13 protein-coding genes are annotated in these 13929 nt (G+C 72.1%); 7 read left to right on the top strand and 6 right to left on the bottom strand.

Going from position 1 to position 13929, the window contains the following annotated elements:
- Nucleotides 1-3: 3 nt before the first annotated feature.
- The gene (gene hisH / locus WME79_RS16115; RefSeq protein ID WP_437536245.1) at nt 4-681 is read left to right on the top strand and encodes an imidazole glycerol phosphate synthase subunit HisH; all 678 of its coding nucleotides are present in this window, start codon (nt 4-6) and stop codon (nt 679-681) included.
- A gap of 12 nt (nt 682-693) precedes the next feature.
- On the opposite strand, the gene WME79_RS16110 is transcribed toward hisH, so the two are convergent.
- Nucleotides 694-1623 carry a sensor histidine kinase gene (locus tag WME79_RS16110; protein ID WP_437536242.1) on the bottom strand — a complete coding sequence of 310 codons (930 nt, stop codon included), beginning with the start codon at nt 1621-1623 and terminating at the stop codon, nt 694-696.
- Nucleotides 1624-2004: 381 nt separating this feature from the next.
- Here WME79_RS16110 and WME79_RS16105 point away from each other — a divergent pair, with 381 nt between their 5' ends.
- Nucleotides 2005-2481 carry a pyridoxamine 5'-phosphate oxidase family protein gene (locus tag WME79_RS16105; RefSeq protein WP_437536239.1) on the top strand — a complete coding sequence of 159 codons (477 nt, stop codon included), beginning with the start codon at nt 2005-2007 and terminating at the stop codon, nt 2479-2481.
- Between the two features lie 52 nt (nt 2482-2533).
- On the opposite strand, the gene WME79_RS16100 is transcribed toward WME79_RS16105, so the two are convergent.
- The 5 genes from WME79_RS16100 to WME79_RS16080 form a co-directional block, all read right to left on the bottom strand.
- Nucleotides 2534-3976 carry an HAD family hydrolase gene (locus tag WME79_RS16100; RefSeq protein ID WP_437536236.1) on the bottom strand — a complete coding sequence of 481 codons (1443 nt, stop codon included), beginning with the start codon at nt 3974-3976 and terminating at the stop codon, nt 2534-2536.
- A 106-nt stretch (nt 3977-4082) separates the two neighbouring features.
- Nucleotides 4083-4826 carry a haloacid dehalogenase-like hydrolase gene (locus tag WME79_RS16095; protein ID WP_437536233.1) on the bottom strand — a complete coding sequence of 248 codons (744 nt, stop codon included), beginning with the start codon at nt 4824-4826 and terminating at the stop codon, nt 4083-4085.
- 135 nt (nt 4827-4961) lie between these two features.
- A complete protein-coding gene (locus tag WME79_RS16090) occupies nt 4962-5999 on the bottom strand; it encodes an aldo/keto reductase (protein ID WP_437536230.1) in 1038 nt (345 codons plus the stop codon).
- 285 nt (nt 6000-6284) lie between these two features.
- Entirely contained in the window at nt 6285-6854 is a 570-nt protein-coding gene (locus tag WME79_RS16085; RefSeq protein WP_437536227.1) for a non-canonical purine NTP pyrophosphatase, read from the bottom strand.
- Nucleotides 6851-7693, bottom strand: a complete 843-nt coding sequence (locus WME79_RS16080; protein WP_437536224.1) for an SIR2 family NAD-dependent protein deacylase — start codon at nt 7691-7693, stop codon at nt 6851-6853. The genes WME79_RS16085 and WME79_RS16080 overlap by 4 nt, the downstream gene beginning before the upstream one ends.
- A gap of 215 nt (nt 7694-7908) precedes the next feature.
- Between WME79_RS16080 and WME79_RS16075 the strand changes: the two genes are divergently transcribed.
- The 5 genes from WME79_RS16075 (at nt 7909) to hisA (ending at nt 13925) form a co-directional block, all read left to right on the top strand.
- Complete coding sequence (locus WME79_RS16075) at nt 7909-9075, top strand: FAD-dependent monooxygenase (protein ID WP_437536222.1); 1167 nt, start codon at nt 7909-7911, stop codon at nt 9073-9075.
- Between the two features lie 169 nt (nt 9076-9244).
- A complete protein-coding gene (locus WME79_RS16070) occupies nt 9245-10363 on the top strand; it encodes a formylglycine-generating enzyme family protein (protein ID WP_437536219.1) in 1119 nt (372 codons plus the stop codon).
- Between the two features lie 109 nt (nt 10364-10472).
- Complete coding sequence (locus WME79_RS16065) at nt 10473-12056, top strand: protein kinase domain-containing protein (protein ID WP_437536217.1); 1584 nt, start codon at nt 10473-10475, stop codon at nt 12054-12056.
- Between the two features lie 76 nt (nt 12057-12132).
- Nucleotides 12133-13125, top strand: a complete 993-nt coding sequence (locus WME79_RS16060; protein ID WP_437536214.1) for a hypothetical protein — start codon at nt 12133-12135, stop codon at nt 13123-13125.
- A gap of 74 nt (nt 13126-13199) precedes the next feature.
- A complete protein-coding gene (gene hisA, locus WME79_RS16055; protein ID WP_272098023.1) occupies nt 13200-13925 on the top strand; it encodes a 1-(5-phosphoribosyl)-5-[(5-phosphoribosylamino)methylideneamino]imidazole-4-carboxamide isomerase in 726 nt (241 codons plus the stop codon).
- Nucleotides 13926-13929: the final 4 nt, after the last annotated feature.

Genomic DNA, 13929 nt, shown 5'->3' with positions numbered 1-13929 from the left:
GCCATGCAAGCCATCGCGCTCGTCGATTTCGGGATGGGCAACCTGCGCTCCGTGGAGCGGGCGCTCCTCCAGGCCGCCGAGGACGCCGGCGTGCCGTGCGCGGTGACGCGCACGGGCGACCCGGAGATCATCGGCCGGGCCGACAAGGTGGTGGTGCCCGGCCAGGGCGCCTTCCGCGACTGCGCCGCGGCGCTGCAGAACGGCATCGGCGACGCGCTGCGCGCCCAGATCCGGAAGGGGACGCCCTACCTCGGCATCTGCCTCGGCATGCAGGCGCTCTTCGACGGGAGCGAGGAGGCGGAGGGCGCGCGCGGGCTCGGCGTGTTCCCGGGCACCGTCAAGCGCCTCACCCCTCAGCCGAGCGCGGCCGAGGCGGACGCAGCCCCCGGCCAGCCCTGGGTCGGGATCAAGATCCCCCACATGGGCTGGAACCGCATCGCGTTCGCGCGCGAGGTGGCGGGCCCGCTCGGCGTGTTCGCGGGCGAGCGCCCCTTCGTCTACTTCGTCCACAGCTACCACGCCGTCCCGCTCGACCCCGCGCTGGTCGCGGCGACGACGGAGCACGGCCCGCACCGCATCACCGCCGCGATCGAGCGGGACAACGTCACCGCGACGCAGTTCCACCCCGAGAAGAGCCAGGCCGCCGGCCTGCGCCTGCTCGCCCGCTTCCTGAACGGCTGACCCGCCCGCGCGTCAGTGCGGGCGCAGCAGGCGCTGCTGGTGCACCTGCTTGACCTGCGCGAGCTTGAGGTGCGCGCCCAGCGGAAGCTCGGGCGCGCGCGCCGCGCCCACGCCGCGCCCGCGCCGCGCCCGCGCCGGGCTCGAGGGGGGGATCGACGAGGAGCGCCGCGCCGCCCTCACCCGCTGCGGCCGCCGCGGGGCGAGCGGGAGATCGACGATGAACACCGCGCCGCGGCCGAGCTCGCTCTCGACGCGGATCGCGCCGCCGTGCGCGCGCGCCGCGACGTGCGCGATGTACAGGCCGAGCCCCAGGCCGCCGAACCGCTCCACGGGGACGGCCCGCTCGAAGCGCGCGAAGATCCGCTCGTGGTCCTCCCGCGCGATCCCCATGCCGTGGTCGCGCACGATGAGCCGCGCCCGCGCGCGCGTCGCGCGCACCTCGATCGAGATCGGCTTGCCCTCGCCGAAGGTGAGCGCGTTCTTGATCAGGTGGAACGCCATGCGCTCGAGGTGGGACCGGTCCCACCAGCCGATCACCGGGCCCTCGGCCGTGACCGAGATGGCGCCGCACGCGGCCGGCCGGTGCGCGACCGCCGTCGCGACCACCTCGCGGATGAGCCCGACGAGATCGACCGGCTCGCGGGTCGGGGCGCCGTGGGCCAGGCCGCCGTGCCTCGCCTGGAACATGTCGTCGCAGAGCCGGGCGAGACGGCCGAGTTGACGATCGAAGACGGCCAGCATCGCCGCCGCCCACGCCGGGGTCTTCTCCGGCTCCTGCTCGCTCATCCGCTTCGTCAGCTGGAGCTGCAGGAGGAGCGAGGTCACGGGCGTCCTGATCTCGTGCGCGGCAAGCACGAGGAAATCCTCCCGGATCCGGGCGGTGTCGTCCCGGATGGAGACGGCGGGGATACGAGGGTCGAAGTCGTCCAAAAACGCGGTCATGGCAGAGCCTGCTGGGCGGAGTTGTGGTGTGCCCCCGCGCCGGCGAAAGCATGGACTGTGCCGGCCCAGGAGGGCCCGCGGATTGGCACTTCTGGCGGCAGGAGAGCGCCCCATCTGCCGAGCGGACGCGCGTCAAGGCGTCGCATCGCGCCGTCCACTGCGCAAAACCCCGCGAGGTGAGCCGGACCGCCTGGACCGTCCCGCAGCGCGCGGCGCCTCGGGTCACGCCGGAGCGCCGCCAGGCCACGGCGGTACACGGGTCAGGGCGCGCCCCTGCTTGCGGGCCAGGGTCCGCGGAGCAGCTTTGTCCGCATGCAACACCAGAGTGAAGAGCAACACCGGAGTGTAGAGCCGGGAGCCAAGGCTCAGGTCCGCGGATCCATGAGCGAGCTGCACGCGCTCCTCAGGGAGTTCGACACCGCCATGCTCGTCACGATGACCCCGGAAGGGCTGATGCGGGGGCGGCCGATGGAGATCCAGGAGCCGGCCGAGGTGATGGACTGCGATCTCTGGTTCGTGACGGAGGACGAGGCGGCGAAGACAGGCGAGATCACCCGCGAGCACCAGGTGGCGGTCTGCTGCTACAGGCCGCGGGATCGGGCGTACATATCGATCTCGGCGCGCGCGAACATCGAGAGGAACGAGGAGAAGATCCGGAGCCTCTGGAAGCCCTCGTGGAAGGCGTGGCTGCCGGCCGGCCCCACCCACCCTCACGCCGCCTTCCTGAAGCTCTATGTCGAGCGCGCCGAGTACTGGGAGCCCGAGGGCGGCCGGCTGCGGGTCCTCTACGAGAAGGCCAAGGCGCTCGTCCAGCGGAGGTCGGCGGAAGACAAGCTGAACCCGCCGAAGCACATCTGAGCGGCGTTCGGGCTGCGGAGCCGCGGGCCGGGGGCGGCCGGTGCGTTGCGCGTCAGTACACGTTGTCGGCCTGGTCAGGGATGACCGCGCCGGCCTCGTCGAGGCATGGGCCGGCGGCGCCGGCCTCGTCGACGCAGGCGGTGGTCGAGCAGGCGTACCCCGAGGCGAGATGGCCCTTGGGGAGGATGAACATCGGGTTGATCAGCCAGGTCCCGGCGTGGTTCCGGTAGGCATTGCACATCAGCTCCTTCTTGTTGCGGTTGATCGCGAGACGGAGCGCTGTGGCGTCCTGGAGGAAGCTCAGATCGGTGTCCGAGTCGCCGGCCCCGAAGACCGGCCGCTTCGACGCGTCCGGGTTCTTCTCGAGCGCGGCCGGGCCCGATTCGCCGAAGATCACCTTGTTGATCCAGCACCGCTTCCCCTCGATGAAGGTGATCAGGCTGTTCCCGGTGAACTCGCCGTCACCCGCGTTGGTGCCGTCGGGCACCGGCCCGCACCCCTGCAAATCGTACGTCAACACCCCCTCTTCGGTCGTCACTTGACGGATCCCGATGACCCGATCCGCGGCGATGTTCACCCGCTCCGCGAACGGCTCGACCACGGATTGCGGAGAGGCCGACACCACCCAGACGTCGAAGCCGTTCTTCTGCATCGCGCCGATGAGATCCCGGATCGGATCGTAGATCCGGAGCCACGCCGTCAGCCCCGCGCGCGTCCCCACCGTCTGGACGGCGCCCTCCTCCGCCGCCAGGCTCTCGCGGATCGCCGAGCCGGCGAAGGCGGTGATCTCGTCCGCCGAGTACCCTGCGCCGAGCTGCGCGAGCCACGCGTACGCGGGCTCCATCGTGCGGTGATTGTAGCCGGCGAAGGCAGGCTCGCCGGAGGTGGTCTCCCCGTCGACATAGACGCTCAGGATCTCGTCGGCGCAGGCGGGCGATGAGCCCGTGGGCAGCGGCTCGCCCGGCTCGGCGGCCGCGCCGCACGCCTCGCCGAGCGACGCGACCGCGGCGGCCGTGAGGTAGGGGCTCGTCAGCGCCCAGTTCCCGCCCGGGGGCTGGAGGATCTTGTCGTGCAGGAGCATCCAGAACATCGTCGCGTCGCCGACGTCGTTCTTGATGACGGTGTTGTCCCAGTCGAACACGGCGACCGGCTTTCGATCGGGATCGTAGTCGGGGCCCGAGGCGCCGTGCTCGTCGATCATCCCGTCGAGCCGTTGCCGGTTGTCGCCGTACCAGTCGAGCGCTGGATCGAGATCGGGCAGCGCGCCGCCGCCGCCGGCTTCGTTGCCGCCATTGCCGCCGTTACCCCCGCCACCGCCGCTGCCGGTCGACCCGCCTCCGCCACCAGCACCCGTCGTGGCGCCGACGGTCGTGGCGGAGCCCGCGGTGGTCCCCACCGGATCCACGGACTCGTCGTCACCGCAGTGAAGGAGCAGCAGCGAGAGAGGCGCGAGGATCCATGCGGCCAGGTGCGTATTCAGCGCTCGTCCAAGCATATCAACTTACCTCCTGCGATGAGATCTCCCATAGCAGAGGAGGGGCGTTTCGCCGACGACGATGCACAGGCCAGGACGCGGACGCGCGTCACCCGAGCCCGGAAGATCAACCAGTTGCGTCGGCCGCGGCCTGTGTGCGCGCCCCGTGGGGGGCGCCGTCGCCCGAGAGCGCCGCGCAGATCTCGGCAAAGCTGTCAAAAGGTGTGCACGGTATCCCGTCGCGAGAGCAGAGCACGTGGAGAGCGCTGTCCCGCACCGCGAACACGCGATCGCAGCACCGCGCCGCGGGGTAGTCCAGCCGGCCGTCGCCGATGTAGACCGTGGAGGTCTCGCCGGTGGCCGCCTTCAGCTGATCGAGCACGCGGATCTTGAAGTCCTCGCCGGGACGGAGCGGCACCGTCTCCGGCACGGTCACGCGCCAGCGCCCATCGAAGGCGGCATCGAAGCAAGAGAACGCGGTGCCCGGCGGCAGGAACTCGCGGATGTAGAACGGCAGGCCGTGGCTGATCACATGGAACACCCACGAGCGGTGGGCGCACAGGGCCAGAAGATCCTCGAAGCCTGAGCGCAGATCGGCGTGCGGGCGCAGCTCGGCCAGGAGCTCTGCGGCCGGGCGATCCACGTCGGCGTAGCCGCGGCGGAGGAGCTCGAACGGCGTGAGCTCGCCGCCGACGGCAGGCGTGAGCAGCACCTGCCGCCAGTCATAGCGAAGGTGGGCGTCCCAGATCCGGTTCGTCAGATCGTCGCAGGTGATGGTCCCGTCGAAGTCGCAAAGAATGAGCACGACCGCTGATTTGCACGCCGCCACGCCGGACGCCACCGCCGCGCTGCCCTGAGCGGCCCTCGCCACGGGATTGCCTTCCACGGCGAGGGCGCGGTGCGCGCCCGGCGCTGGGCCTCCGCGCAGGAGCGGCGGCCCGGGTGGTCACAGGTCGTCCATGACCGCAGCCGCCGTCAGTCGCCGATCGCGGCCAGGCCGCGACCGTCACAGCGCGACAGGGAACGGATTGCGCTCGCTGAAACCGGCCTGGTGAAAGTAGGGATACGGCAGCTTCGTCTTGCTCGCGGCATCCAGCTTCGCGATGTGCTCGGGCGCGAGGTTCCAGCCGACGGCCCCGAGGTTCTGTCGGAGCTGCTCCTCGTTGCGAGCGCCGATGATCACGTTCGCGACGCTCGGCCGCTGCAGCAGCCAGTTGAGCGCGATCTGCGGGACGGTCTTGCCCGTCTCCTTCGCCACCCCGTCGAGCGCGTCGACGACATCATAGAGGTACTCGTCGTCGATCTGGGGCCCCCCATCGGTAGACAGCTTGTTCCGGAGCCGGCTGACCTCCGGCAACGGCTGCCCGCGCCGGATCTTCCCCGTGAGCCGCCCCCAGCCCAGCGGGCTCCAGACCACCGCGCCGACCTTCTGATCGAGCGCCAGCGGCATCAGCTCCCACTCGTAGTCGCGCGCCACCAGCGAATAATACGCCTGGTGCGCCACGTACCGAGAGAGACCATATTTCTCCGACACCGCCAGCGACTTCATCAGGTGCCAACCGGAGAAATTCGAGCAGCCGAGGTAGCGGATCTTCCCCGCTCGCACGAGATCGTCCAGCGTGCCGAGCGTCTCCTCGAGCGGCGTGACCGCGTCGAAGCCGTGCAGCTGAAAGAGATCGATATAATCCGTCTGCAGCCGGCGCAAGCTCCCCTCGATCGACCGGATCAGGTGATACCGCGACGAGCCGACGTCGTTGGGGCCCTTACCGCTCCGGAAGGTCGCCTTGGTGGAGATGATGACCTTGTCGCGCCTGCCCTTGATCGCATGGCCGAGGATCTCCTCGGCCAGCCCGTCGGAGTAGATGTCGGCCGAATCGAACATGTTCATCCCGGCCTCGAGCGAGACGTCGACCAGCCGAGTCGCCTCGGCCACGTCGCTCGCACCCCACCCCCGGAAGAACTCGTTGGAGCCACCGAACGTCCCCGTCCCGAGGCTCAGCACCGGTACCTTGAACCCTGACCCGCCGAGCTGCCTGAACTCCATGAATCGCCTCCGCGCCAAATGGGGACAACCTATGAGCGCAGCGGAGAGGAGCGCCGGACATCAGGCTCTCGCCCCCTTGCCGCGGTCGTGTGCGGTTAGGAACTCCAAAGCGATCCGGAAGTCAAGCCCCACCGCGTCCAGCGCGCGGAGGTGTAGGGAGCGCCGCAGCGGCCCGCCAGCGCGGCCCGTCTGGCGCGAGGGTCCGGCGACGTGAGGAGGAGCCGGCGCCGCGGGAGGGGCGTCGCGGCGGCACGCGTCGACGAGCGCGAGCGCCGCGCTCCGCGATCACAGCCCGAGATCGAACCGGAACGCCCGCAGCGCCTCCGCGCTCGCAGAGCACCGGAGACGCTCGTCACGAGGCATCTGCCCCAGCGTGCGCGTGTGCCCGGCCGGGATGAACATCGGCTCCCAGTGGATGCCCTCGTCTCCCCTCCGCTCGACGGCGATCTCGCCGAGGATGCTGCCCGTGTAGACACGGAGCGTCCGGCCGTCGCAATAACAGACCTTCTGGACAACGTGCGCTGCGCGCGACTGCCCTGGAGGGATGAGGGAGCAAATCCGGTCCTGCAGCCGCTCCCAGAACGGCATCACGAGCGGGCCCGGGAAGCCGTTCAGGTGCTCGATGAAGAGCCCGCCGTGCTCGACGAAGAGCGGCACGAGGGAGAGCCGGTAGGCGGCGAGGGCCTCCTCGCGTACGACGGTGTCGAGATCCGACGAGAGGATCTGGGGCACGTCGAGCCGGAGGACGCGGAGCGGCGTCGGGGCGTCCTTCCATACATACGTCATGTCCGCGACCTTGCGGTGGCTCGAGGAGACGAAATAGACCGTGACCATCGCCCTCACCCGTCCCCTCACGCGTCCAGAGCGTCGAGCAGGTCCACGACGCTCTTCGTCTTGTCGTTCGGATCGAGCTCGATCACGTCGATGTGCCAGTCCTCGAGCAGCGCCGGCTGGACGAGCCCGGCGCCGAAGGTCGCCCAGTAGCCGCGGCGGTTCGACACGCGCTTCGCGAGCTGCGGGCTGCCCTCGATGCGCATCTGCTCCATGCGGTACCAGATGTACCGGATGTCGACGTCGCCGAAGCTGTAGCCGAGGAAGAGGAAGCTGTTGCTGAGCAGATCGGCGCGCAAGCGCTGATCGGGCGCCGCCTCGAGCCGGAGGCGGCTGAAGTACTGGGATTCGGTGAGCACGACCGTCTCGGGCCACTCGAGATCGCCATGAAACTTGATGACGTGGCACGCCCCCTGCGCCGGGCACCGCGCGAAGTCGTCGAACCTGGCGAGCGCCACGGCCTGCTTGCCTGCGTCCCGCAGCGCCTCCTCGATGTGGTGCTCGAAGTTGGTCGTGTAGATGGTCGAGAAGTCGCGGCGCGCCAGGGCCTTGTGCTGGCACGAGCTCCTGCGCCGCTCGTCGACCTCGCGCGCGTGGAAGCGCGCGCGCATCTCGGCGATGAAGCTGTCGAGGCCGCCCGCGCACTCCCGGGCGAAGAAGCCGGCGAGCTGCGGGGGCAGGCCGTGCAGCTCGAAGAGCGCTGGCTCGAAGCCGAGCGCGGCGCCCATCCACCCCATCAGCTCCTTCCACATCGGCAGCCGGAGCGGGGCAGAGAAGCCCGCCCCAAGAAAGGGAATGAGGCGGCCTTCCCGGTACGCCTGCCGGAGCGGGATCGCCGCTTGCTCGAGCGTGAGTACAGCCATCTTCAGCGAGCGATGGTATCTGCCCGACGACCTCGCGCAACCAGCGCCCGCCCGGCCGGAACGGCTCGCCCCGAGCGGATCGGCGGCAGAGCGGGCCCTCTCGCGGGCCGAAATGTCAGTAGACTCCTGCGCATGGAGATCCTTGGGACGGTGGCTTGGCGTCCGCTGCGCGCGGCCCGGTCCGCTCTGGTCGAGCGCCTCGGAGCGCGGCGCTGATGCCGATCGCAGCGCGGGCGCTGGTGATCGGAGGAGGGATCGGCGGGCTCGCAGCGGCGCTCGCGCTGGTCCGCCGGGGCGTGGCCGTCGATCTGGTCGAGAAGGCGGCGAGCTTCGAGCCGGTCGGGGCGGGCATCATCCTCTCGGCGAACGCGGTGGCCTGCCTCCGCGCGCTGGAGGCCGATCCGGTCGGGCAGGGACGGATCCTCGAGGAGATGTGGTTGCGCGATCGGCGCGGGAGGCCGCTGCAGCGGCTCGCGGTCGGCGAGCTGGCCGAGCGCTGCGGGCCGTCTGTGACGCTGCGCCGCGCGGCGCTGCACGCGCTGCTCCTCGACGCGCTCGGGGGGCGCGCGACGCTGCGCCTCGGCACGACGGTGGCGTCCCTCGATCCCACCGAGGCGGCCGTGTCCGTGGTGCTCTCGGACGGCGCCCGGGAGCGGTACGACATCGTCGTCGGCGCCGATGGGCTCCGCTCCGCCACGCGCGCCCGGCTCACGGCGCGCGATCCGATCCGCTACAGCGGCACGACGTGCTGGCGCGGCCTCTGCCCGAACCCAGGCGTCGAGGAGGTCTGCGAGTACTGGGGGCACGGCGCGCGCGTCGGGCTCGTCCCGCTGCCGGAGGGGCAGATCTACATCTACCTCGTGCGGAACGCGCCGCGCGGGACGAAGGGGTCGTCAGGCGGTGCGGCCGAGGTGGTGTCGCGCTTCGCCGACTTCGGCCACGACGCGCCGCGGGCCCTGTCGGCGCTGTCGAGCGCGCCGCTCGTGCAGCACGACCTCGAGGACCTGGACGCGCCGACGTGGGGCGAGGGGCGCGTCTTCCTGCTCGGCGACGCCGCGCACGCGGCCCTCCCCAACCAGGGTCAGGGCGCCGCGATGGCGATCGAGGACGCGCTCGCGCTCCGTGACGCGCTGGGGGAGCCGACCGTGGCGCGCGCGCGGGAGGCCTACGTCGGCGTGCGGCACGCGCGCGTCGCGGCGCTCATGCGCGACGCGCGGAGGATCGGGCGCGCCGCGCACTGGGAGCATCCGCTCGCCTGCGCGCTGCGGGACGGGCTGCTGCGCGCCACGCCGCGCGCCATCGGGAGCGCCCAGCTCCGGGCGCTGGTCGAGCCGGGCGTGCGGCTCGCGGCGCAGCGCGATCTCCCAGCTCCGGCCTCCTGATCGCCCCGGGATGGCGGGGCGAGCTTCTCGACACCGGCCCGAGCAGCCGATCGACGGCGCGCGTCGCGCCCTGAGCCCTGCCTCAGGCGCGCCGCGGTCCGCTGCAGCAGGCCGCTCGGGCCGCGATGATCCAGGCAGCAGACGGAACGATGGCCGTAGGGAGAGAGAGATGACGAAGAGCAGGTCTGCGGTGGCGATGTGGACGGGGGCATGCCTCGTGATCGGGGGCTGCACGGCGATCGTGGGCGTGGACAAGCCGTACCACCTGGCAGACGGCGCAGGCGGCGGAGGCGGAGGCGGCGTCGAGACGTGCACGCCGGAGGAGGTGCGGTGCGCGCAGAACAGGCCGCAGACGTGCGACGAAGCCGGAGCGTGGCAGGATGACGCCGAGTGCCCGGCGGAGGCGCCGTTGTGTGACGATGGGCGCTGCACCGTCCCTCGGAGCTGCGCAAAGATGGAGGCGATCTGCGGGCCGCGCGGAGACGAGGGCTGCTGCGGGAGCCTTGTAGTGCCCGGAGGCACGTTCGATCGGGGCGACGCCGAGCCACGCCTGGCGACGGTGAGCGACTTCCGGCTGGATCGATTCGAGGTGACGGTGGGGCGGTTCCGGGCGTTCCTGTCGGAGTACCCGGCGAGCTGGCCAGCGGTGGGGGCAGGAGCGCACCCGAAGATTCCGGACAGCGGGTGGCGCGCCGCGTGGGACGCCAGCTTGCCCGTGGACCGGGCGGCGCTGTCGGCGTCGCTGCACTGCGAGGATCCCTATTTCTCATGGACCGACGAGGTGGGCGACCACGAGCTCCTGCCCGTGGCCTGCGTGAGCTGGTACGTGGCGTTCGCGTTCTGCGCCTGGGACGGCGGTCGGCTGCCCACGGCAGCGGAGCGGCGCTACGCGGCCGCCGGCGGGGACGAGCAGCGCACGTATCCATGGTCGAGCCCGGAGAGCGCCCCGGAGCCCGACGAGAGCTACGCGGTGTACGGGTGCGGCCTCGATGGGTCGTGCGAGATCGCGGACCTCCAGCCGGGCGGGTCGAGGTCGCCGCGGGGAGATGGGCGGTGGGGACAGGCGGATCTGGGGGGAAACGTGTGGGAGTGGGTGCTGGATTCGTTCGCGGCGGACACCCCGCTCGATTGCGAGGACTGCACAGTCCTCACCCTCGACACGAACCACATGATCTGGGGCGGAGGCTGGCGCAGCGAGAAGGCGACATTGCTCACCTCTGCCTTCCAGGAGCGCTCGCCGGACGGCCACTTCGCCGGCGCAGGGCTGAGGTGCGCGCGAGCGCGGTGATGCGCGTAGTCGGACGTCGCGGCGTCGCGGCCGCGGCTCCGCGCAGCGCGCGCCCTCCGCGGGTCCCTGGATCCTTGACGCGACAGCCGCCGCGCGCGACCCTCCCGCCGTGTCGGGCCCGCTCGCGGACGGAACGGTCTTCGCGCACCGCTATCGCGTGGCGCGCCTCCTCGCCGTGGGCGCGATGGGGTCCGTCTACGAGGCGGTGCACATCGAGACGAACCGCCGCCGGGCGCTGAAGGTGATGCACGCGTACCTCTTCCAGAGCGAGGAGATGCGCAGCCGCTTCAAGCGCGAAGCGCAGATCACGGCGGACATCGAGAGCGAGTACATCGTCGACGTCTTCGACGCGGGCATCGACGAGGCGACAGGCATGCCGTTCCTCGTGATGGAGCTGCTCCGCGGCGAGGAGCTCGGCCAGCGCCTCAAGCGCCTCGCCAGGCTGCCTCCCGGCGAGGTCGCGACGTACCTCCAGCAGACGGCGTCGGCCCTCGACCGGACCCACGCGGCGTCCATCATCCACCGGGATCTCAAGCCCGAGAACCTGTTCGTCACCCACCGGGACGACGGGACGCCCCGGATGAAGATCCTCGATTTCGGCGTGGCGAAGCTGCTCGCCGAGGGCGGGACGGCGGCCGGCATCACGCGGAGCCTCGGGACGCCCATCTACATGGCGCCCGAGCAGTTCCGCGTCGACACGAAGCTCACCAGCGCCGTGGACATCTACGCGCTCGGGATGATCGCGTACACGCTGCTCGTGGGGACGCCGTACTGGAGCCCGGAGGCGCTCAGCGCGAGCGACGTGATCGCGTTCGCGCTCGTGGTCGTCCACGGGCCGCAGGAGCCGCCGGTCCACCGGGCGATGTCGCAGCGGGTGGTGCTGCCGCCGAGCTTCGATGGCTGGTTCGCTCGGGCCACGGCCGTCGATCCAGCGGCGCGGTTCCGCCTCGCGAGCGAGGCGACGCAGGCGCTCTCCGAGGTGCTCGGCCTCGCCCCGGCCAGCAGCGGGCGTTCACCCCGCCCGAACACACCGCCCTGGGCCATGGCGAACCCCTCGGCGCACGCGCTCGCCACGCCAGCGCCCGCGATCACCGCACCGTCGATCACCGCGCCTGCGCTCACTGCGCCCGCGATCGCCGCGCCTGCGCTCACCGCGCCCGCGATGATGCCGCCGGTGGCGACGAGCATCGGCCCGATGGGGCCGGAGCACCCGTCTCGCTCCCCGGCCGCGCCCCTCGCGGCGACCATGGAGACGTCGGTGACGTCCGTCCCTTCAGGGAACATCGCACCGAGTGCGCCAAACCGAGCCCCGCTCGTCGCCGCCGCGGTCGTGCTCGGGCTCGGGGTGCTTGGCGCAGGGACCTGGCTCCTGATCCGCGCCGGGGCCCAGGCCGAGCCGGCGGCGGCCGCACCGCCGGAGGGCCTTGCGCAGGACGCCGGCTCGGCGAGCGCCGCCGCCACCGCCGCGCCGAGCACGACGGCGTCGCCGGAGCCGTCGGCGCCGACGCCCATCGCCTCCGCGCCAGCGCTCGCCGCGGAGCCCACCCAGCCTGCGTCCAGCGCGAGCGCCAGCGCGAGGCCGGCCGCGCGCGGGGCGGCGGGCGCTCCCCCGAAGGCGACGCCGAGGCCCGCTTCGACCGAGCGAAGAGGCGCCTCCGCTCGCCCCAAAGTCCCTTTGCTCGGGCGAGATTGAGACCGATGTCCGCCGCGCTGCCGGTCCGATCCTCGCCGACACCGGTTGACACCTTCCTTTGTGGATGCCCCAGAACATGACACGTCGCCTGCGCCGATTGGCTCCTCTCGCTCTCATCCTCTGGCCGCTCGCCGCCGCGACGCCCGCCGCGGCGCAGGACAGCGCGACCGCGGAAGCCCTCTTCGACAGGGGCCTCGCCGAGATGGAGGCAGGCCGGTACGAGGCGGGCTGCAACGCGATCGCCGAGAGCCATCGGATCGAGCCCAAGCCGGGGGCGCTCTTCACGCTGGCGATCTGCGAGTCGAGGTGGGGCCGCGTCGCGACCGCGTTCGCGCACTTCGGGGAGTACCTTGCGCTCCACGAGCAGCTGACGCCGGAGCAGAAGCGCCGGCAAGGAGAGCGGCCCAAGGTCGCCAGGGAGGAGCGCGAGAAGCTGGCCCCGCTCGTGCCGGAGCTCGCGCTCTCCCTCCCGCCGGGAGCCCCCGCGGGCACGGTGGTGAAGCGCGACGGCCAGACGGTGGACAGCGCCGCGCTGGGCGCGAGCGTGCCGGTGGATCCGGGAGAGCACGTCGTGTCGACCCAGGCGCCGGGAGGGCCTGTCCAGGAGACGCATATCCACCTCGCTCACGGCGAGAAGAAGCGCGTCGAGCTGCAGGTGAGCGGCGCCCCGGCGCCGCCCGCCGAGAGCCCTTCAGGCCGGCGGGCGGCCGTGTACGCGGCCGGCGGCGTCGGCATCGCGGGGCTCGTGCTCGGCGGGGTGGCGGGCGCGCTCACGCTCGGCAAGAAGAGCGTCGTCCGCGACCACTGCGGCAGCGGGATCGGCCTGAGCGACCCGACGGCCTGCGACCCGACGGGCCTGGACGCGGCGGAGAGCGCGAGCACCACCGGGCTCGTGAGCACGATCGGCTTCGGCGTGGGGCTGGCCGGGCTCGGGGTGGCGGCGGTCCTCTACCTGACCGAGCCGAAGCAGAGCGACATGACCGCCGGCGCGACGTCAAGGCGGATCCGCGCAGGGGTGCTCGCGGCAGGCCCGGAAGGGGTCGTGCTCGGGGCGAGCGGGTCGTGGTGACGCGGCGGCGTCACCGACCTTCGCCGCCTTCACCGCCTCTACCCACCGGCGCAGAGGCGCGCTAGACCCGCCGCGTGCAGCTCATTCCCGCCATCGATCTCCTCGGAGGCCAGGCCGTGCGCCTCCATCAAGGGCGCTACGATCAGGTCACCGTCTACGACCAGGACCCGGCGGCGCTCGCCGCTCGCCTCCGCCGTGCCTGCGCTCGGCTGCACGTGGTCGACCTGGAAGGGGCCCGCGCCGGCCTGCCCGTCCAGGCCGACGCCGTCCGCGCCGTCATCGCGGCCTTCGGCGTGGAGGGCGGCAGCGTGCAGGTGGGCGGCGGCATCCGCTCCGCCGCCGCGGCCGAGAGCTACCTCGCGCTGGGCGCCGATCGCATCGTGCTCGGGACCGCCGCGGTGAACGATCCCGCGCTCGTACGCGACCTCGCCGGCCGCTTCCCGGGGCGGGTCGTGGTCGCCGTGGACGCCAAGGACGGGCGCGTGGCCGTGCAGGGCTGGGAGCAGGTCTCCTCCGTCACCGCCCTCGACGTCGCCCGCGCGCTCGCCGGCGCCCCCGTCGCGGCGCTCCTCTACACCGACGTCTCCCGCGACGGCACGCAGGTCGGCCCCAACCTGGAGGCCACCCGCGAGCTCGCCGCCTCGTGCGGCTTCCCCGTCCTGGCTTCCGGCGGAGTCGGATCGCTCGCTCACCTGCGCGCGCTCGCGCAGATCCCCGGCGTCAGCGGCGTCATCGTGGGCCGCGCGCTCTACGAGGGGGCCTTCACGCTCGCCGAGGCGATCGAGGCGGCGAGCGCCTGACGGC

This window comes from Sorangium sp. So ce726 (assembly GCF_051521405.1).
In the GTDB taxonomy this organism is placed as follows: domain Bacteria; phylum Myxococcota_A; class Polyangia; order Polyangiales; family Polyangiaceae; genus Sorangium.
Note: the sequence above shows the minus strand (reverse complement) of the source record. Positions and strands in the feature narration are given on the sequence as shown.

Bases quoted from the DNA above. Each gene is read 5' to 3' on its own strand.
- hisH (WP_437536245.1), top strand. From the start codon at position 4: ATGCAAGCCATCGCGCTCGTCGATTTCGGGATGGGCAACCTGCGCTCC.
- WME79_RS16110 (WP_437536242.1), bottom strand. From the start codon at position 1,623: ATGACCGCGTTTTTGGACGACTTCGACCCTCGTATCCCCGCCGTCTCC.
- WME79_RS16105 (WP_437536239.1), top strand. From the start codon at position 2,005: ATGAGCGAGCTGCACGCGCTCCTCAGGGAGTTCGACACCGCCATGCTC.
- WME79_RS16100 (WP_437536236.1), bottom strand. From the start codon at position 3,976: ATGCTTGGACGAGCGCTGAATACGCACCTGGCCGCATGGATCCTCGCG.
- WME79_RS16090 (WP_437536230.1), bottom strand. From the start codon at position 5,999: ATGGAGTTCAGGCAGCTCGGCGGGTCAGGGTTCAAGGTACCGGTGCTG.
- WME79_RS16080 (WP_437536224.1), bottom strand. From the start codon at position 7,693: ATGGCTGTACTCACGCTCGAGCAAGCGGCGATCCCGCTCCGGCAGGCG.
- WME79_RS16075 (WP_437536222.1), top strand. From the start codon at position 7,909: ATGCCGATCGCAGCGCGGGCGCTGGTGATCGGAGGAGGGATCGGCGGG.
- WME79_RS16070 (WP_437536219.1), top strand. From the start codon at position 9,245: ATGACGAAGAGCAGGTCTGCGGTGGCGATGTGGACGGGGGCATGCCTC.
- WME79_RS16060 (WP_437536214.1), top strand. From the start codon at position 12,133: ATGACACGTCGCCTGCGCCGATTGGCTCCTCTCGCTCTCATCCTCTGG.